Annotated in this window: 17 protein-coding genes; 9 read left to right on the top strand and 8 right to left on the bottom strand. The window is 73.9% G+C overall.

Going from position 1 to position 18,951, the window contains the following annotated elements:
- The first annotated feature begins 209 nt into the window (after positions 1–209).
- The 3 genes from purD to purL are packed head-to-tail and all read left to right on the top strand — an operon-like array spanning position 210 to position 6,509.
- A complete protein-coding gene (purD, locus tag AVL62_RS13400; protein ID WP_058892154.1) occupies positions 210–1,496 on the top strand; it encodes a phosphoribosylamine--glycine ligase in 1,287 nt (428 codons plus the stop codon).
- A gap of 1 nt (position 1,497) precedes the next feature.
- Entirely contained in the window at positions 1,498–2,457 is a 960-nt protein-coding gene (locus AVL62_RS13405) for a phosphoribosylaminoimidazolesuccinocarboxamide synthase (RefSeq protein ID WP_058892155.1), read from the top strand.
- Between the two features lie 35 nt (positions 2,458–2,492).
- Entirely contained in the window at positions 2,493–6,509 is a 4,017-nt protein-coding gene (gene purL / locus AVL62_RS13410; protein ID WP_058892156.1) for a phosphoribosylformylglycinamidine synthase, read from the top strand.
- Between the two features lie 56 nt (positions 6,510–6,565).
- Here purL and AVL62_RS13415 read toward each other — a convergent pair whose 3' ends face one another.
- Positions 6,566–6,997, bottom strand: coding sequence for a VOC family protein (locus tag AVL62_RS13415; RefSeq protein ID WP_058892157.1), 432 nt, complete (start codon positions 6,995–6,997; stop codon positions 6,566–6,568).
- Positions 6,998–7,131: 134 nt separating this feature from the next.
- Here AVL62_RS13415 and AVL62_RS13420 point away from each other — a divergent pair, with 134 nt between their 5' ends.
- The 3 genes from AVL62_RS13420 to AVL62_RS13430 are packed head-to-tail and all read left to right on the top strand — an operon-like array spanning position 7,132 to position 9,391.
- A complete protein-coding gene (locus tag AVL62_RS13420; protein ID WP_058892158.1) occupies positions 7,132–7,650 on the top strand; it encodes a pyridoxamine 5'-phosphate oxidase family protein in 519 nt (172 codons plus the stop codon).
- 2 nt (positions 7,651–7,652) lie between these two features.
- A complete protein-coding gene (locus AVL62_RS13425) occupies positions 7,653–8,330 on the top strand; it encodes a YdeI/OmpD-associated family protein (RefSeq protein WP_083518956.1) in 678 nt (225 codons plus the stop codon).
- Positions 8,327–9,391, top strand: coding sequence for a winged helix DNA-binding domain-containing protein (locus AVL62_RS13430; RefSeq protein WP_058892159.1), 1,065 nt, complete (start codon positions 8,327–8,329; stop codon positions 9,389–9,391). The genes AVL62_RS13425 and AVL62_RS13430 overlap by 4 nt, the downstream gene beginning before the upstream one ends.
- A 10-nt stretch (positions 9,392–9,401) precedes the next feature.
- Here AVL62_RS13430 and AVL62_RS13435 read toward each other — a convergent pair whose 3' ends face one another.
- The 6 genes from AVL62_RS13435 to fbaA all read right to left on the bottom strand — a co-directional run bounded on the left by AVL62_RS13435 (position 9,402) and on the right by fbaA (position 14,701).
- Positions 9,402–10,043, bottom strand: a complete 642-nt coding sequence (locus AVL62_RS13435) for a maleylpyruvate isomerase family mycothiol-dependent enzyme (protein ID WP_058892313.1) — start codon at positions 10,041–10,043, stop codon at positions 9,402–9,404.
- A 138-nt stretch (positions 10,044–10,181) separates the two neighbouring features.
- On the bottom strand, positions 10,182–10,652 hold the full coding sequence (locus AVL62_RS13440; RefSeq protein WP_058892160.1) for an SRPBCC family protein: 471 nt from the start codon (positions 10,650–10,652) through the stop codon (positions 10,182–10,184).
- Between the two features lie 104 nt (positions 10,653–10,756).
- Positions 10,757–12,055, bottom strand: a complete 1,299-nt coding sequence (locus tag AVL62_RS13445; protein WP_058892161.1) for an adenylosuccinate synthase — start codon at positions 12,053–12,055, stop codon at positions 10,757–10,759.
- Positions 12,056–12,127: 72 nt separating this feature from the next.
- Positions 12,128–13,090 carry a hypothetical protein gene (locus tag AVL62_RS13450; RefSeq protein ID WP_058892162.1) on the bottom strand — a complete coding sequence of 321 codons (963 nt, stop codon included), beginning with the start codon at positions 13,088–13,090 and terminating at the stop codon, positions 12,128–12,130.
- A 169-nt stretch (positions 13,091–13,259) separates the two neighbouring features.
- The gene (locus AVL62_RS13455; protein ID WP_058892163.1) at positions 13,260–13,676 is read right to left on the bottom strand and encodes a DUF3151 domain-containing protein; all 417 of its coding nucleotides are present in this window, start codon (positions 13,674–13,676) and stop codon (positions 13,260–13,262) included.
- Positions 13,673–14,701, bottom strand: coding sequence for a class II fructose-bisphosphate aldolase (fbaA, locus tag AVL62_RS13460; protein ID WP_058892164.1), 1,029 nt, complete (start codon positions 14,699–14,701; stop codon positions 13,673–13,675). The genes AVL62_RS13455 and fbaA overlap by 4 nt, the downstream gene beginning before the upstream one ends.
- A gap of 83 nt (positions 14,702–14,784) precedes the next feature.
- On the opposite strand from fbaA, the gene AVL62_RS13465 reads away from it, so the two are divergent.
- The 3 genes from AVL62_RS13465 to AVL62_RS13475 are packed head-to-tail and all read left to right on the top strand — an operon-like array spanning position 14,785 to position 18,139.
- Entirely contained in the window at positions 14,785–16,371 is a 1,587-nt protein-coding gene (locus tag AVL62_RS13465) for a circularly permuted type 2 ATP-grasp protein (RefSeq protein ID WP_058892165.1), read from the top strand.
- Positions 16,365–17,297, top strand: a complete 933-nt coding sequence (locus AVL62_RS13470; protein ID WP_058892166.1) for an alpha-E domain-containing protein — start codon at positions 16,365–16,367, stop codon at positions 17,295–17,297. Before AVL62_RS13465 ends, AVL62_RS13470 begins: the two co-directional genes overlap by 7 nt.
- Entirely contained in the window at positions 17,297–18,139 is an 843-nt protein-coding gene (locus AVL62_RS13475; RefSeq protein WP_058892167.1) for a transglutaminase family protein, read from the top strand. Before AVL62_RS13470 ends, AVL62_RS13475 begins: the two co-directional genes overlap by 1 nt.
- Positions 18,140–18,147: 8 nt before the next feature.
- On the opposite strand, the gene AVL62_RS13480 is transcribed toward AVL62_RS13475, so the two are convergent.
- Positions 18,148–18,951 carry a transglutaminase-like domain-containing protein gene (locus AVL62_RS13480; protein ID WP_058892168.1) on the bottom strand — a complete coding sequence of 268 codons (804 nt, stop codon included), beginning with the start codon at positions 18,949–18,951 and terminating at the stop codon, positions 18,148–18,150.

Consider the following 18,951-nt stretch of genomic DNA (forward strand, 5'->3'; position numbering starts at 1 on the left):
GGTCGGTTACGACCGGCGCAGGGATCGTGTGAGTCGCGCGGGCAGCCCCCCATCAGCCCGTGTCGACCCTGCCCTGCCGATGGCCCTCCTGGGAGATATCCCCCCTGCCTCCCAGGAGGGTCATCCTCGTCCGCGGGCCCGCCCGCACCCGCCCCCTCCGTCCCACCCGCGGCGCCTCGTGGTGCCCGGGGCCGATAGGCTGCTGGCCCGTGGTGGTCCTCGTCCTCGGCTCGGGCGCGCGTGAGCACGCCCTGGTCCGCTCCCTGGCCCGCGATCCCTCGGTCGACGAGGTGCTCGCCCTGCCCGGCAACCCCGGGATCGCCGCGCTCGCGCGGTGCCTGCCGGGCGACCCGGCGGACCCCGCAGCGGTCGTCACCGCCGCCCGCGCGCACGACGCGGACCTCGTCGTCGTCGGGCCGGAGGCACCGCTGGTGGCCGGGGTGGCCGACGCCGTGCGCGCTGCCGGTGTCGACTGCTTCGGGCCCAGCGCCCGCGCCGCCCTGCTGGAGGGCAGCAAGTCGTTCGCCAAGGAGGTCATGGCCGCCGCCGGGGTCCCGACCGCGGCCGCGCACGTGTGCACCGACGTCGCCCAGGTCGAGCAGGCCCTGGAGGCCACCGGTGCGCCCTACGTCGTCAAGGAGGACGGTCTCGCCGCCGGCAAGGGGGTCGTGGTGACCGAGGACCGGGACGCGGCCCTCGAGCACGCGGCCGCCTGCCTGTCCCGCGAGGGCGGCCGGGTCGTGGTGGAGGACCACCTCGACGGCCCCGAGGTCTCGCTCTTCTGCCTGAGCGACGGCGCCGAGGTCGTCGCGCTGGAGCCGGCGCAGGACTTCAAGCGGGTCGGCGAGGGCGACACCGGCCCCAATACCGGCGGCATGGGCGCCTACTCGCCGCTCACCTGGGTCCCGGAGGACCTGGTGCCCGAGGTCCTGCGCACCGTCGCCCGGCCGACGGTGGCGGAGATGGCCCGGCGGGGTATGCCGTTCGTCGGCGTCCTCTACGTGGGCCTGGCGCTGACCCGGTCGGGTCCGCGGGTGGTCGAGTTCAACGCCCGCTTCGGCGACCCCGAGACCCAGGTGGTCCTGGCCCGTCTGCGTACGCCGCTTGCCGGCGTCCTGCGGGCGGCGGCCCGCGGCGAGCTGGGCGCGCTGGCGCCGCTGGAGTGGGACCCGAGCACCGGGGTCAACGTCGTCGTCGCCGCCGAGCACTACCCCGGCAGGCCCACCACCGGCGACCCGGTCGGCGGGACCGAGCAGGCCGAGCAGGTGGAGGGGGTGCACGTCCTGCACGCCGGCACGGCCACCGACGACCACGGCGCCCTCGTCTCCTCGGGGGGCCGGGTGCTCAGCGTGGTCGCGGTCGCCGAGGACCTGCCGCGGGCGCGCGAGCAGGCCTACGCGGCGGTGGGCCGGATCCACCTGCGCGGTGGCCACTCCCGCCCTGACATCGCGCTGGCCGCCGCCCAGGGCCGCGTGCGCGTCCCGCAGGAGGACTGAGATGACCCTGAGCATCCCCGGGCACGAGCTGCTCTACTCCGGCAAGGTCCGCGGCCTCTACGCCCCGACCGACCCGACGACCGGTCGGCGCGACGACACCCGCCTGCTGCTGGTCGCCTCGGACCGCATCAGCGCCTACGACCACGTCCTCGCGACGCCGGTCCCGGACAAGGGCGCGATCCTCACCCAGATGTCGCTCTGGTGGTTCGACCAGCTCGCCGACCTCGTCCCGCACCACGTCCTGTCCACCGACGTGCCGGACGAGGTCGCCGGACGGGCCGTCTACGTGCGCCGGCTGACGATGCTGCCGGTGGAGTGCGTCGCCCGCGCCTACCTCACCGGAGGCGGGCTCGCCGAGTACGCCGCCACGGGCACCGTCTCCGGGGTGCGGCTGCCCCACGGCCTGGTCGACGGCTCGCGCCTGCCGGAGCCGGTCTTCACCCCGAGCACCAAGGCACCGCAGGGCGAGCACGACGAGCCGATCAGCCTGGAGCAGGTCGCGGACCTCGTCGGCCCCGGGCTGGCCGACCGGCTGCGCGACCTCACGGTGGCGATCCTGGCGCGCGGGGACCAGGTCGCCGCCGCGCGCGGCATCCTCATCGCCGACACCAAGGTCGAGTTCGGCGTCGACCCCGCCCAGCTGCCCGCTCCCGGCGCGGACGGCCGCACCGACTGGCGGGCGGTCGATCCCGACCTGCTCGAGATCCGGCTCGCCGACGAGGTCCTCACCCCGGACTCCTCACGCTTCTGGCGGGCGGCGGACTGGGAGCCGGGGCGTCCCCAGACGTCCTACGACAAGCAGGTGCTGCGCGACTGGCTCACCTCGCCCGCGAGCGGCTGGGACCGGGCGTCCGACACCCCTCCGCCCGCCCTGCCCGAGGACGTCGTCCAGCTCACCCGGTCCCGCTACGTCGAGGCCTACGAGGCCCTCACCGGCCTGACCTTCCGCCCCCGGTCCTGACCGGCCGCCCCACACCCGCCAGGAGCCGCACCGACATGGCCGCCCCCGACCTCGTCCTCACCACCGTGCCGGGCGGGTCCGCCCTGTCCCCCTTCCGCACCGAGGGCCTGCTCCGCCGGCTGCGACGGGTGGCCCCGCAGGTCGCCGCGCTGACCGCCCGCCACGTCCACGTGGTCGCGACGCACGAGGAGCCGGCACCCGCCGAGCGGGAGGCCCTGACCGCCATCCTCGACCACGGCGAGCCCTGGACCGGCGACGCGGTCGAGCGCGACGGGGCGGGCGCGTCACGGCATACCTCGCTCGTCGTCGTCTCCCCCCGGCTCGGCACCATCTCGCCGTGGTCCAGCAAGGCGACCGACATCCTGCACAGCTGCGGCCTCGCCGTGCGCCGCGTCGAGCGGGTGACGGAGTTCCACCTCGTGCTGGACGGCGGCCCGCTGGACGAGCCCACCTGGACCGCCTGCGCGGAGGTGCTCCACGACCGGATGACGGAGTCGGCGCTGCCCACCCGCGAGGCGACCGCACTGCTCTTCGCCGAGCGCGAGGCCGCGCCGATGGAGCGGGTGGACGTGCTCGGCCGCGGCCGCGCGGCGCTGGAGGAGGCGGACGCGGCCTTCGGGCTGGCGCTCTCGCCGGACGAGATCGACTACCTCGTCGAGTCGTTCACCGCGCTGCGCCGCAACCCGACCGACGTCGAGCTGACGATGTTCGCCCAGGCCAACTCCGAGCACTGCCGGCACAAGATCTTCAACGCGGACTTCGTCATCGACGGCCAGGCCCAGGAGCACAGCCTCTTCGGGATGATCCGGCACACCGAGGCCGTTGCCGGCCGAGGCACCGTGGTGGCCTACAAGGACAACGCCTCGGTCATGGAGGGCGGCCGGGTCTCGCTGTTCCGCCCCGAGGGCGACGGCTCCGGACACGGGCAGCGGTATGCCGTGCACGAGGACACCGTCCACGTCCTCATGAAGGTCGAGACGCACAACCACCCCACCGCCATCTCGCCCTTCCCCGGGGCCGCGACCGGCGCCGGGGGCGAGATCCGCGACGAGGGCGCGACCGGCCGCGGCAGCGCCCCCAAGGCGGGCCTGACCGGCTTCGCGGTCTCCCACCTGCACCTGCCCGGCACGCAGGAACCCTGGGAGACCGCCGACCCGGGTCCCGGGTCCCCCGACCACCTCGCGACCCCGCTGGACATCATGCTGGACGGGCCGCTCGGGGCCGCCGCCTTCAACAACGAGTTCGGCCGGCCCGGGCTCGGCGGCTTCTTCCGGGTCTACGAGCAGACCGTGGACGGGGTGCGCCGCGGCTACCACAAGCCGGTCATGAGCGCCGGCGGGCTGGGGACGATCAGCGCGGGGCAGACCGAGAAGGTGCGCTTCCCCGCCGGGACGCTGCTGGTGCAGCTCGGCGGCCCCGGCATGCGGATCGGGATGGGGGGCGGCGCGGCCAGCTCGATGGCGGCCGGCACCAACGCCGCCGAGCTCGACTTCGACTCGGTGCAGCGGGGCAACCCCGAGATGCAGCGGCGGGCGCAGGAGGTCATCAACCACTGCTGGTCGCGGGGTGCGGACAACCCGGTCCTGGCGATCCACGACGTCGGTGCGGGCGGGCTCTCCAACGCCTTCCCCGAGCTGGTGGACGACGCCGGGCTCGGCGCCCGCTTCGACCTGTCGCGGGTGCCGCTGGCCGAGTCCGGGCTCTCGCCCAAGGAGATCTGGTCCAACGAGAGCCAGGAGCGCTACGTCCTGGCGATCGCGCCGGCCTCGCTGGAGGACTTCGCGGCCCTCTGCGAGCGCGAGCGGTGCCCCTACGCGGTCGTCGGCACCGCCCAGGAGGAGACCGAGCTGGTGGTCACCGACGGCCAGGGCGCGCGCGACGTCGTCGCCGACGCCCCCGTCGACATGCCCCTCGGGGTGCTGCTGGGCAAGCCTCCGCGGATGACCCGCGACGTGCACCGGGTGGCGCGCCGGACCGACGAGCTCGACCTGGAGGGGCTCGACGCCCCCGGGGTGCGGGAGGCGGCCTACGCCGTCCTGCGGCACCCCAGCGTCGCGTCCAAGCGCTTCCTCATCACCATCGGCGACCGCACCGTCGGCGGGCTCACCCACCGCGACCAGATGGTCGGGCCGTGGCAGGTGCCGGTCGCCGACGTCGCGGTCACGCTGTCGGACCACCTCGGGCTCGCCGGCCAGGCCATGGCCAGCGGGGAACGGATGCCGCTCGCCGCCGTCGACGCGCCCGCCTCCGGCCGGATGGCCGTCGGCGAGGCCCTGACCAACCTGCTCGCCGCGCCCGTCACCCCCCTGGACGACGGCTCACCGCTGTCCGGGGTGAAGCTGTCCTGCAACTGGATGGCCGCCTGCGGCGAGCCCGGGGAGGACGCCGCGCTGCACGACACCGTCCGGGCCGTCGCGCTCGAGCTGTGCCCCGCCCTGGACGTCTCCGTGCCCGTGGGCAAGGACTCGTTGTCGATGCGCACCCGGTGGGCCGACGAGCGGGGGACGCAGCAGCAGGTCACCTCCCCGGTCTCGCTGGTCGTCTCGGCCTTCGCCTCCCTGCCCGACGTCGGAGGCACCCTCACGCCGCAGCTGCACGCCGGGTCCGAGCTGCTGCTCGTCGACCTCGGGGCCGGGGCGGACCGCCTCGGGGGCTCCGTCCTGGCCCAGGTGCGGGGCGCGTTCGGCGGCGCCGTCCCGGACCTCGACGACCCGGCGCGCCTCACCGGCCTCGCCGCCGCGCTGTCCGAGCTGCGGGCGCGGGGGCTCGTCACGGCATACCACGACCGCTCGGACGGGGGGCTGTGGGCGACGCTGGTCGAGATGGCGCTCGCCGGCGGGGTGGGGCTCGACGTCGCCGTCCCGTCGGGCGGCGGGCCGGCCGCGCTGTTCACCGAGGAGCTGGGCGTCGTGCTGGAGGTGCCCGCCGGCCGGGTCCCCGAGGCGCAGGACGTGCTGCGCACCCACGGGCTGCTGGAGCTCACCGGCGTGCTCGGCCGCTCGACCCCGGAGCGCCACGTGCGGGTGCGCGGGGTGGACGGCGCGGGAGCGCCGCACCGGACGGGCGTCGGGGGCACGCCCGAGCACCTCCTGCTCGACGAGCCCCTCGCCGACCTCGCGCAGGCCTGGGACGAGGTGTCGTGGCGGATCGCGTCGCTGCGCGACCACCCGGGCTGCGCCGACGAGGAGCACGCCGCCGTGGGCCGCGACGAGCCCGGCCTGCAGGTGGCACCGAGCTTCGACCCGACCGACGACGTGGCCGCGCCCTACCTCTCGCGCGGGGCCCGACCCCGCGTGGCGGTCCTGCGCGAGCAGGGCGTCAACAGCCACGTGGAGACCGCCTACGCCTTCCACCGGGCCGGCTTCGACGCGGTGGACGTGCACATGACCGACCTGCAGGCGGGGCGGGTCGACCTGTCCGACCCCGGGCTGGTCGGGTTGGTCGCGGCCGGCGGCTTCTCCTACGGCGACACGCTGGGGGCCGGCGAGGGCTGGGCCCGCTCGGTCCTCTTCAGCCCACGTCTCACCGAGGCCTTCTCCGGCTTCTTCGCCCGTCCGGACACCTTCGCCCTGGGGCTGTGCAACGGGTGCCAGATGTTCGCCGCGCTCGCCGGGCTGATCCCCGGTGCGGCCGCCTGGCCCCGCTTCGTGCGCAACCGCAGCGAGCAGTACGAGGCGCGCCTCTCCCAGGTCGAGGTCCTCGACAGCCCCGCGCTCTTCCTCGCGGGGATGGCCGGGTCGCGGCTGCCCATCGCCGTGGCGCACGGCGAGGGACGCGCCGACTTCTCCCGGCAGGGGGACGAGGCCACCGTGGCGGCGGCCCTGCGCTACGTCGACGGCCAGGGAGCGGTGGCGACGGCCTACCCGGCCAACCCGAACGGCTCCCCCGGCGGGCTCACCGCCGTCACCACGCCGGACGGTCGGTTCACCGCGATGATGCCGCACCCGGAGCGGGTCACGCGCAACGCCCAGCTGTCGTGGACGTCCGGGCCGCTCGCGCAGGAGAGCCCCTGGCTGCGGATGTTCCGCAACGCCCGGGTGTGGGTGGGCTGAGCCCGTCGCCGGCGCCCCGCCGGAGGGCGGCGGGCGCACGGAGCCGCGGTGACCGGTCAGGTATGCCGTGACCAGGCGTCGAGCGCGGCCTGGACCTCCTCGTCGGTCATCGCGACCGGGGTCCCGACGATCCACTGGTGGCCGAAGGGGTCGCGGAACCGGCCCTGGCGGGCACCGTAGGGCTGGTCCGCCACCGGGAAGACCTCCACGGCCCCGTGGTCCAGGGCCAGCCCCATCACGGCGTCCGGGTCCTCGGTGAGCACGTCGAGGACCACACCGCCGCCGCCCTCCGGCGGCGCCGGGTCGGTCTCGTCGGCCTCCTTGACCTGCAGCCCGCTGCCACGCGGCAGGTCGAGCGAGGCGAGGACGACGGCGCCACCCATGGCATACCGCGAGCGCGGTCGGGCGCCCAGGACGGCGCGGTAGAACTCGATCGCGTCGTCGGCGCCCCGGACCACGAGCTTCGGCGTGACCAGCGGGCCGCTCATGCCCCCAGGCTGGCAGCGCCGGCCACGATCGGCAACCCCTCCCGGCCGGCGCTCCGTGCGGGCCGCGACGTCACCTCCTGACCGACCCGACGAGGACGGTGCGGTGTGTCGGTCCCCGGGTCTACGGTGCGGGTATGCCGCCGACGAGCAGCCCGCGCACCGACCGTCCGACGCTGCCGGAGGGCTACGGCCTGCCGACCGGGACCGAGGGGACGCTGGCCTGGACCACGGTCGAGCAGCGCCTGCGCGACGCCGAGCACTACTGGTTGGCCTCCGTCCGCCCGGACGGCCGTCCGCACTCGGTGCCGCGCTGGGGCGTGTGGCTGGACGGGCGGTTCTGGTACGACGGCGCCCCGACCACCCGGCACACCCGCAACGTCGAGGCCAACCCCGCCGTCACGCTGACGCTCGAGAGCGGCACCGAGGTGGTCATCGTCGAGGGGTTCTCCCACGCCACCCGGGCGGACGCCGACGGGCTGGGGGCGCGGCTGTCCGAGGCCTTCGGGAAGTATGCGGAGGCCGGCTACTCCCCCGGTCCGGACTCCTGGGCCGGCGAGGACGGCGGTGGTCTCCGGGTCGTCGAGCCACGCCGCGTGCTGGCGTGGTTCGACTTCCCGACCGACTGCACCCGGTTCACCTTCGGGGGCGACTGAGCATGGCGATGAGGCCGGGCGGCACGTCGGATCGGCCGGCGGTGTTCTTCGACGGGCCGGAGGACTTCCGCGCCTGGCTCGAGGAGCACCACGAGAGCGCGGACGAGCTGTGGATGGGGCTGCACAAGAAGCACGTCGAGCCGCAGGGCCTCACCTGGGCGCAGGCGGTGCCGGAGGCCCTGTGCTTCGGGTGGATCGACTCCGTGAGCCAGCGGATCGACGCCGACAGCCGCCGCCAGCGGTGGACCCCGCGTCGGCGGGGCAGCATCTGGAGCGCGGTCAACGTGGCGCACGTCGAACGGCTGCTGGAGCAGGGCCGGATGCGGCCGGCCGGGATCGCCGCCTTCGAGGCACGGACCGCGGAGCGCACGGCCGTCTACTCCTTCGAGCAGCCACCCGCCCCGCTGGAGGAGGCCCAGGAGGCGGCGCTGCGGGCCGACCCGGCGGCGTGGGCGTTCTGGGAGGCCGCGACCCCGAGCTACCGCACGACCGTCACCGGCTGGGTGACCAGCGCGAAGCGCGAGGCCACCAGGGCGAGCCGGATGCGGCAGCTCGTGGAGGACTGCGCGGCCGGCCGCCTCGTGCCGCCGCAGCGTTACGGCGCCACGCCCGGGTGGCTGACGCGGGCGGCAGACGCGGCCCGGGCGGCGCGCGCGCCGGAGGGAGGGGCGCAGCGATGAGGCGCTGGACGACCGACGACGTCGCGCGCATGCGGCTGCTCTCGCAGCGCCTGGTGGAGCCGCTCGCCACCCCCGGTGAGGTGGTCCGTCACCTCACCTGCGTGCAGGGCCAGGACTACCCCGGGTCCACGACCTCGATCGCGCTGCGGACGCGGTCCCGGCGGCTCGCCGAGGTCCGCGAGGCCTACGACGCCGCGGAGGTCGTGCGCAGCTGGCCCATGCGCGGCACGCTCTTCGTCGTGCCGGCGGAGGACCTCGGGTGGATGCTCGGCCTCACCGCGACCAAGGTCCTGCGCGGGACGACCCGCCGGCGCGAGGAGCTCGGTCTGGACGACGCCGCCCTGGCGCGGGCCGAGGAGGTGGCCCGCACCACGTTGGCCGGCGGCGGGTCGACCCGCGACGCCCTGGTGGAGGCCTGGGAGCACGCCGGGCACCCCACCGCCGCCGGCCGCGGCTACCACTCGCTCTTCCACCTCGCCGTGCGCGGGGTGATCTGCCTGGGGCCGACCGAGGGCCGCACCCAACGGTTCGTCCTCGCCGAGGAGTGGATCACCTCCTCCCGCACCCTCGAGCCCGAGGCCGCCGTCCTCGAGTGGTTCGTCCGCTACGTCCGCAGCCACGGGCCGGTGCCGGCCGCTGACTTCCTCTGGTGGACCAAGCTGCTCAAGCGCGACCTCGCGCCGGCCCTGGGAACCGCCCGCGACGAGCTGGAGGTCCTCGACGTCGACGGGGTCGAGCACTGGGTCGACCCCGCCGTCGTGGAGAGGTATGCCGGTGCCCGTCGGGCGACCGCCGCCCCGCTGCTGCTGCCGGGCTTCGACGAGCTGGTGCTGGGCTACGGCGACCGCCGGGCGGTCGTCACCCGGGAGGAGGAGGCGGCGGTGGTCCCGGGCAACAACGGGGTGTTCCGGCCCACCGTCGTGCAGGCCGGGCGGGCCCTCGGCACGTGGCGGCGACCGACGCGGTCCGGGGCCGCCGTGGTGGTGGAGCCGTTCGGGGCCGCCCTGCCGGGCCCGGTGGAGAGGGCGCTGCCCCGCCTCACCCGGGACCTGCCGGCCTGAGGCCGTCGGCTCAGCCGTCGAGGCGCCCGGCCAGGGTCGGCACGCCAGGGCCGCGGAGGTCCTCGAGGAACGCGGCCCGACCGGCCAGCACCATGGTGAGCGCCAGGGTGGGGCCGACGACCTCGGGGCCGCTGCCGACGTCCAGATCGCTGTCGTCGGCCCGGATCCGCAGACCGGCGGCCGTGGTGCGGCTGGGGACCGTGAAGTCCCGCGACACGAAGAAGCGCGCCACGGCCTCGGCCCGCTCCGGCGGTGTCGTGACCGGCAGCCCGAGCGGGCGGCGTATGTCCTGACCGTGCACGACGACCTCGCCCAACCACGCCGGGGTGTGACCGGACGCCGCCGTGGTGCTGGTGACCACCCGCCGGAAGCCGGCCAGCGTGTCCTGCGGCGTGGCGCCGAGGTGCTCCTCGAGACGTCGCCGGTTGTGCAGGTCGAAGTCGAGGCGCGCTCCCAGCACGCTGAGCAGCCAGCGCACCCGGCCCACGCTGGCGGCCGCCGTCAGGTGGGCCACCACCTCCCGCACGCTCCACCGGCCGCACAGGCTCGGCGCCGCCCACTGCTCGTCGTCGAGCGTGCTCAGCTGGTCGGCCAACGCCGCACGCTCCGCGTGCACCGCCGCCCACAGGTCCCTCGTCGTCGGGTCGGACACCGGCACACCTCCTCGGTCGGGGACCAGTCTGCGACGGCGCACGCGTCCGGTGTCGGCCCGACACGCGTCTGGTGCGGCCGGAGCACGCGTCCTGTGCGGTGGGTGGTGGGAGGGGCACGCCCGAGATGGCGGGAGGGGCTAACCGGTGGCCTGCGCGTCCTGCTCCTCGCGCAGCACGAGGCGCAGGCGCTCGAGGTCGCGGCGCATGGCCCGCTTCATGCCCAGGGTCACGGCGCCGGAGGCGAGCGTCGTCATCGCCGAGGGGCGGCCGGCGTTGCGGACGCTCATCCCGGTGCGCGGCCGGCCCCCGTCGCCCGGCTCCTCGTCCCACCAGCAGTAGGTCGTCTCCATCGGGAACGGCCCGTCGTCGGTGCGCATGACCATCCGCTCCTGGGGCACCAGCTCGACGACGACGTAGGTGTAGGCCAGCTGCCTCCCGAGGAAGCGGGCCACGAAGTCGATACGGGCCCCCTCGACCAGCTCCGAGGGCCCCTGCCAGCGGACCGACCTGATGTTGGCGTACCACCGCATCGCCTGGTCCGGGTCACCGGCGACCGCGGCGACCAGCGGCCGTGGCGCGTCGAAGGTGGTGGCCACGGTGACGTCCATGGAGGTCAGAGTAGCCCTCGCCGCTGCGCGTCCTCCGGGGTCGAGTCCAGGGTCGAACCAGGGGCCCGCCCGCCCCCGGTGGCGGGTCCGCGCCCACCGGCAGGTCAGTCCTCGTCGCGGCCCAGCAGGTCGTGCCGCACGATGACCTCGTCCCGCCCGGGCCCGATGCCGATGACCGAGATCCGGGTGCCGATGAGCTCCTCCAGCCGCTCGACGTAGCGCTGGGCGGCCTCGGGGAGGTCGTCGAACTCCCGGGCCCCGGTGATGTCCTCGCTCCAGCCGGGGAGCTCCTCGTAGACCGGGGTCGCGTGGTGGACGTCGGACTGGTTGACCGGCATCTCCTCGACGCGCTCGCCCTGCACGTCGTAGGCGACGCAGACGGGGATGGTGTCGAGGCCGGTGAGGACGTCGAGCTTGGTCAGCACGATGTCGGTGAGCCCGTTGACGCGGCGGGCGTAGCGCCCGATGACGACGTCCGCCCACCCGCACCGGCGTGGCCGGCCCGTCGTCGTGCCGAACTCCGCGCCCACGGTGCGCAGGTGGTCGCCGTGCTCGTCCTCGAGCTCGGTGGGGAACGGTCCCTCGCCGACCCGCGTCGTGTAGGCCTTGAACACCCCGACCACCCGGTCGATCCGGGTGGGGGGGACGCCCGAGCCCGTGCAGGCCCCACCGGCGGTCGCGTTGGACGACGTGACGAAGGGATAGGTGCCGTGGTCCACGTCGAGCAGGGTCGCCTGCCCCGCCTCGAAGAGGACGGTCCGGCCCTCGTCGAGCGCCTGCCCGAGCTCGAGGACGGTGTCGGTCACCATGGGGCGGATGCGCTCGGCGTGCCGCAGCAGCTCCTCCAGGACCTCGTCGACCTCGACGGCGCGCCGGTTGTAGATCTTGAGCAGCATCTGGTTCTTGACCTCGAGGGCCGCCTCGACCTTCTGCCGCAGGATGGACTCGTCGTAGAGGTCCTGCACGCGGATGCCGACCCGGCTCATCTTGTCGGCGTAGGTCGGGCCGATGCCGCGGCCGGTGGTGCCGATGCGCCGCTTGCCGAGGAAGCGCTCGGTCACCTTGTCGAGCGTCCGGTTGTAGGGCGGTATGACGTGCGCGCTCGCGCTGATGCGCAGCAGCGAGGTGTCGATGCCCCGTGCCTCCAGGGCGTCCAGCTCCTCGATGAGCACCGCCAGGTCCACGACGACGCCGTTGCCGATGACCGGCGTGCAGCCCGGCGACAGGATCCCGCTCGGCAGCAGGTGCAGGGCGTACTTCTGGTCCCCGATGACCACCGTGTGGCCGGCGTTGTTGCCCCCGTTGAACTTCACGACGTAGTCGATGTCGGAGCCCAGCAGGTCGGTCGCCTTGCCCTTTCCCTCGTCACCCCACTGGGTGCCGATCAGGACGATCGCTGGCATGGCTGGATGCCTTCCTCTCGGGGCTGCTGACGCCTCACTCTATCGACGTCCGGGCCCCGCCCCGACCACGACTCAGTCGACGAGCCCGCGCCGGCTGACGGCCAGCCCCAGCTGGAAGCGGGTGTCCGATCCGTGCTCCTCCATGAGGGCGGCGATCCGACGCCGCACGGTACGCAGACCCAGGCCCATCTGCCGCGCGATCGCCTCGTCCTTGAAGCCGAGGGAGAGCAGCTCCAGGAGCTTGACGTCCTGCGCCGAGGCGTCCCGGGACAGCACCGGCTCCGCCCGCCGCCAGAGCTCGTCGAAGAGGGTGGTGAAGGCGTCGATGATGGCCGGTGGCCGCAGCAGCAGGTGGTCGGCGTCCTCGCCCGCCTCCTTGAGCATCACCCCCGAGCGCCCGAAGACGCCGAACTCGACCCCGATGGCGTCGTCGGGGAGGTAGCGCTGCTGCTCGCCCGACCCGGCCCGTCGCTGGGCGGAGGAGTGCCACTGCGGGTCGGTCAGGACGGACAGGGGGAAGATCGAGCGCAGCTCGCGAGCGCCCCCCGCCGCCTCCTCCCGCCGTCGCCGGACGCCCTCGTCGTACGCGGGACCGGTGGTGACCTGGAGGATGGGTCCGCGCGAGGTCCGGGAGAGGTGCTCGACCACCGGCGCCGCCTCGGAGGGCGCCACCTGCTCCCAGGGCGGCACCCTCGGGCCGGAGAGCTGCAGCCCGCGTCGGTAGTCGGACTCGAAGCTCTCCAGGGACTCCCGGAGGCTGAGCAGCTGCCGCCGCCGCTCGTCGAGGTCCGCCTCCTCGGTGTCCAGCAACCGGCCCACGCCGGCCCGCGGGTCGTCCACCTTCACCAGGTCGCCGGAGACCCGTCGGGCGAGGCGCAGGCGCTCCAGGTCCCCCATGGCGCGCTGGGCGTCGCGCAGCTGCCAGCCCATCGCCTCGGCGTGCTGCGGCAGGGTGGCGGGCGCCGAGCGCAGGACGTGGCGGTAGAGCTGCTCGACGTCCGCCGACAGCCCGACCGTCTGTGGTTGAGCATTCATCTATGGCAGGATAGCGCCAGTGGCAGCCAAGGGACAGCTGCGCGTGCGCGAGCGTGCTTGGATGTCCAGGTCGGACCGCACGTCAGGGGACGCGATCGCTCCGACTCATGGGGAGCGGGCGGCACCCGGGGCGGTCACGGACCCGGGCGCCGCCCGCAACCCCGTCGGTTCAGCAGCCGAGCTCGCGCGCGGCCGTCGCCGAGGACGCCCGGAGGAACTCCGTGCACCGGTGCTGCTCCTCGGTCTCCCCGATGCGGCCCGCCGCCGCGGCCAAGGACGCCAGGGCCCGCAGGAACCCCTGGTTGGGCTCGTGCTCCCAGGGCACCGGTCCCTGCCCGCGCCACCCGGCCCGGCGCAGCTGGTCCAGCCCCCGGTGGTAGCCGGTCCGTGCGAAGGCGTAGGCCGACACGTCGTCCCCCTCGTGCAGGGCGTCCTCGGCCAGCATCGCCCAGGCCAGGCACGAGCTCGGGTATGCCGCGGCGACCGCCCGCGGGTCACCCTCGGCGAGTGCCCGGGTCGCGGGGTCCTCGGGCAGCTCGGTCGGGGGGATCCCCAGCAGGTCGGCCGACCCGACGCCGCCGGTCACCGGTGGGTCCCGGCGGAGCGCAGGTTCTCGCAGGCCTCGACGACCCGGGCCGTCATCGCGTTCTCGGCGACCTTGCCCCAGGCCCGCGGGTCGTACTGCTTCTTGTTGCCGACCTCGCCGTCCACCTTGAGCACGCCCTCGTAGTTGCTGAGCATGAAGCCGGCGACCGGGCGGGTGAAGGCGTACTGCGTGTCCGTGTCGATGTTCATCTTGACGACGCCGTAGTCGACGGCGTCCGAGATCTCCTGGGCGCTGGAGCCGGAGCCACCGTGGAACACGAGGTCGAACGGCCGGCTCTCGGCGTCGCGGCCCAGAGCCGTGGCGGCCGCCTCCTGGGCGGTCTGCAGGATCTCCGGACGCAGCTTGACGTTGCCCGGCTTGTAGACGCCGTGGACGTTGCCGAAGGTCAGGGCCGTGAGGTAGCGGCCCTGGTCGCCCGTGCCGAGCGCCTCGATGGTCGCGACCGCGTCCTCCGGGGTCGTGTAGAGCTGGTCGTTGATCTCGTTGGCGACACCGTCCTCCTCGCCACCGACGACACCGATCTCGACCTCGAGGATGATCTTGGCCTGCCGGCACTGCTCCAGCAGCTCCTCGGCGATCTGGAGGTTCTCCTCCAGCGGGGTCGCGGAGCCGTCCCACATGTGCGACTGGAAGTAGGGCAGCCCACCCTGCTGGACCCGCTCGACCGAGGCCGCCAGCAACGGCCGGACGAAGCCGTCGAGCTTGTCCTTCGGGCAGTGGTCGGTGTGCAGGGCGATGTTGACGTCGTACTTCTTGGCGACCTCGTGGGCGAAGGCGCTGAAGGCCATGGCCCCGGTCACCATGTCCTTCACCCCCTGGCCGGACCAGTACTCCGCGCCTCCGGTCGAGACCTGGATGATGCCGTCCGAGCCGGCCTCCGCGAACCCCTGGATGGCGGCGTTGAAGGTCTGGCTGCTGCTCACGTTGATGGCCGGGTAGGCGAAGCTGCCGGCCTTGGCCCGGTCGATCATGTCGGCGTAGACCTCGGGGGTGGCGATGGGCATGGTGGTCCTCCTCGGGACACGGTGACGTCCGGTCGCCACCCATGCTTCCACAGAGGCCGGGTGCTCTCCTCTAGGGTTGCGCCATGACTGGCGCGTTCACCGACTACCCGACCACGCCGTCCATCTACGACGAGACGGTCTCGACGGACGGAGGCGTCAGACCCGGCTACGAGCAGATCTCGACGCAGTTCGACACCTTCGGCCTCGAGGACGTCCGCAACCGCGGCGAGTACGTCAGCAAGAGCTACCACGACCAGGGCGTCACCTTCGACTTCGAGGGTGAGGAACGACCCTTCCCGCTGGACATCGTCCCCCGGGTCATCGATGCGGACACCTGGTCCCACGTCGAGGCCGGGGTGGCCCAGCGGGTGAAGGCCCTCGAGGCCTTCCTGGCCGACATCTACGGTCCGATGCAGATCATCACGGACAAGGTGATCCCCCGCCACATCGTGACCAGCAGCAGCCACTACCACCGGGTGGCCTTCGACATCCAGCCCGGCAACGGCGTCCGCGTGCACGTCTCGGGCATCGACCTCATCCGGGACGGCGAGGGCGCCTTCCGGGTGCTCGAGGACAACGTGCGCATCCCCAGCGGGGTGTCCTACGTCCTCACGAACCGCCGCGCCATGACCTCGACCCTGCCCGAGGTCGTCGGGACGCACCGCATCCGGCCGGTGGCGGCATACCCCAGCCGCCTGCTCCGGGCGCTCCGGGCGGCGGCACCCTCCGGCATCACCGACCCCGAGGTCGTCGTCCTCACCCCCGGCCCCTACAACTCGGCCTACTTCGAGCACTCGCTGCTGGCGCGCCTCATGGGCTGCCGGCTCGTCGAGGGCCGCGACCTGGTGACCCAGGGCGGGCGCGTCATGATGCGGACGACGCACGGGCTGCAGCCGGTGCACGTCATCTACCGCCGGGTGGACGACGACTTCCTCGACCCGGTTGCCTTCCGCAACGACTCGGTGCTCGGGTGCCCGGGAGTCCTCAACGCGGCCCGCGCGGGCAACGTCACCATCGCCAACGCCGTCGGCAACGGCGTCGCCGACGACAAGCTCATGTACTCCTACGTCCCGGACATCATCCGCTACTACCTGGGCGAGGAGCCGATCCTGCCCAACGTCGACACCTGGCGGCTGGAGGACCCCACCCACCGCGAGGAGGTCATGGACCGGCTCGACGAGCTCGTGCTCAAGCCGGTCGACGGTTCCGGGGGCAAGGGCATCGTCATCGGACCCCAGGCGAGCCGGGCCGAGCTGGACCAGCTGCGCGAGACGGTCAGCGCCTCGCCCCGCGGCTGGATCGCGCAGCCGGTCGTGCAGCTGTCCACCGTGCCGACGATGGTCGAGGACGGGCTGCGCCCGCGGCACGTCGACCTGCGCCCGTTCGCGATCAACGACGGGGAGAAGGTCTGGGTCCTGCCCGGCGGCCTCACCCGGGTCGCGCTGGGCGAGGGCGAGCTCATCGTCAACTCCAGCCGCGGCGGCGGCTCGAAGGACACCTGGGTGCTCTCGGGCGACGGCCGGCGCACCCGGGTCGAGCCCCGGACCCAGCGCCAGGTGCAGATCGGCACCGCCCCGCAGGTGGCGCTCAAGCGCTCGGAGGCCGAGCCCGCCGAGCAGGAGCAGCAACAGCAGCAGCAGCGCACTGACCAGGAGGTGGCGTCGTGCTGAGCCGGATCGCCGAGTCGCTCTTCTGGATCGGCCGTTACCTCGAGCGCGCCGAGGACACCTCGCGCCTGCTCGAGGTGCACCTCACCCTCCTGCTCGAGGACCCGGTGGTCGACGAGGAGGCCACCAGCGAGGTCCTGCTGCGGGTCATGGGCATCGACGGCGAGGCCAGCCCCGACCACCAGACGGTGCTGCAGCTGCTGGGCTGGGACGAGACGTCGCTCACCTCGATGGTGGCCGCGTTCTACGGCGCCCGCGAGAGTGCCCGCCGGTCCCGGGAGACCGTGTCCCTCGAGATGTGGGAGGCGGTGAACACGACGTGGAACATGATGCGCGGCAACCGGCTCCAGCACGTGCCCGCGCACCGCGCCTGCCAGCTGGTCCGCGAGCGCTGCGCCGTCGTCGGAGGCATCGCGGACACGACGATGACCCACGACGAGGGCTGGCAGTACATGATGCTCGGCCGCCAGCTGGAGCGGGTCGACATGACCTCGCGCATCATCGAGTCGGCGGCCTACAACGCCGACAGCCCGTACGCCTGGACGCAGACGCTGCGCGCCTGCGGCGCGCACCACGCGTTCATCCGCACCTACCGGGGCGCGGCGACCGACGCGCAGGCGGCGGAGTTCCTGCTGCTGGACCGGATGTTCCCCCGGTCGGTGCTGGTGTCCCTGCAGGCCGCGGAGGAGGCGCTGGCCTCGCTCGAGGCCACCACCGGCGGCCGTCGGGTCGGGCTGACCGGTGAGGCGCTGCGAGCCCTCGGCCGGGCCCGTGCTGAGCTGGAGTTCGGATCCTTGGAGGAGACCATGGCCCACCTGCCCGAGCGGATGAGCCGGCTGCAACGCACCTGCAGCGCGGTCAACGACGCCGTGTCCGACCACTACTTCGACGGCGCCGGCGCGTCCGTCTGGCGGGCGGGGGTGCGCTGATGCTGCTCCGTATCGTGCACCGCACCGGCTACGAGTACGCCGGCATGGCCTCGCACTCCTTCAACGAGGCCCGGATGTCGCCGCGCTCGACCCTGCACCAGGCGGTGCTGCATACCAAGGTCGACATCTCGCCCACGGCGTGGACCAACACCTACACCGACTACTGGGGCACCACGGTGACGCAGTTCGAGGTGCACGAGCCGCACCCGCGGATGGCGGTCACGGCCTCGGCCACCGTCGACGTGCAGCGCCCCGAGGTCACCGGGCACGGGCTGAGCTGGGAGGCGGTCCGCGACCCGGAGGTCTTCGACGACCTCAGCGAGTACCTCCTCACCTCCCCCATGGTCGAGCCGCCCGACGAGCTCAAGGCCCGGGTCGAGGAGATCGCCGGCCGGAGCGCGACCCCCGGCGACTGCGCCCGCGAGGTGGTGGAGCTCATCCACGACGAGATGGAGTACGTCTCCGGCTCGACCGGGGTGCACACCCGCGCGTCCGAGGCGTGGGCCAACCGCTCCGGCGTGTGCCAGGACATGTCGAACCTCACCATCGGCTGTCTCCGCGCGGTCGGCATCCCCGCCTGCTACGTCAGCGGCTACCTGCTCCCGGCGAGGGAGCCGGAGATCGGCACCCCCTACACCGGGGAGTCGCACGCGTGGGTCCGCTGGTGGGACGGGGAGTGGGTCGGCATGGACCCGACCAACGCCATCCAGCCCGGCGGGCGTCACGTCGAGGTGGCCCGCGGCCGTGAGTACGGCGACGTGCCGCCGCTGCGCGGCATCTACACCGGCACCAAGAGCAGCTCGATGTTCGTCGAGGTGGAGCTCACCGCGCTGCGGGCCTGACCCCGCGGTCAGCCGATCGTCACCGTGCCCAGGTGGTCGTCGGCGGGGAGGTCCCCGTCGACGACCGCGCTGACCTGCAGGGTGTTGAAGCTGAGGCCGCCGGAGTGCACCGTGAGGAAGGACGTCTCGCTGGCGTCCGCACCGCCGCCGATCCGCACGAGGGAGGGCCGCGGGGCCAGGCGGGTGGGGTCGACCACCACCCACCGGTCCTCGACCGCCGCCTCGACGACGGCGTGGAAGTCCATCGGCGCGAGCCCGGGGGCGTAGCAGGCGACCAGTCGTGCCGGTATGCCGCGCGCCCGCAGCAGCGCGAGCGTCAGGTGGGCGAAGTCGCGGCAGACACCCTTGCGGGCGAGGTAGGTGTCGCTGGCGCCGTCGGTGACCGTCGAGGACCCGACGACGTAGCGGATGTGGTCGTGCACCCAGCTGGCCACGTCCAGGACACCCTGCTCACCGGCCACGTCGCCGACCTCGGCCCGCGCGACGGCCTCGAGCCGGTCCAGGTCGACGTAGCGGCTCGGTCGCACGTAGCGGACCCGCTCCAGCGGGCTCACGCCGGCGACGGCGCCGCCGTCGCTCACCGTCGCGGTGTAGCTGACGCTCAGCTCCCCCGGCGCCACGTCCCGCAGGACGTGCCACCGGGTGCCGGAGACCTCGTCCACGACGTCCTGGACCTCGACCTCCTGGCCGTCGAGGGTCACGGAGAAGGACTCGTCCTGCCGGGTCACCTGCTCGGCGACGGTGACCCCGAGGGTGGCCTCGACCGGAGACGTCACGGTGGCGGTCAGGTCGGCGGAGAGGTGTCGGCGCAT

It is taken from the genome of Serinicoccus chungangensis, assembly GCF_001483745.1.
Taxonomy (GTDB): Bacteria; Actinomycetota; Actinomycetes; order Actinomycetales; family Dermatophilaceae; genus Ornithinicoccus; species Ornithinicoccus chungangensis_A.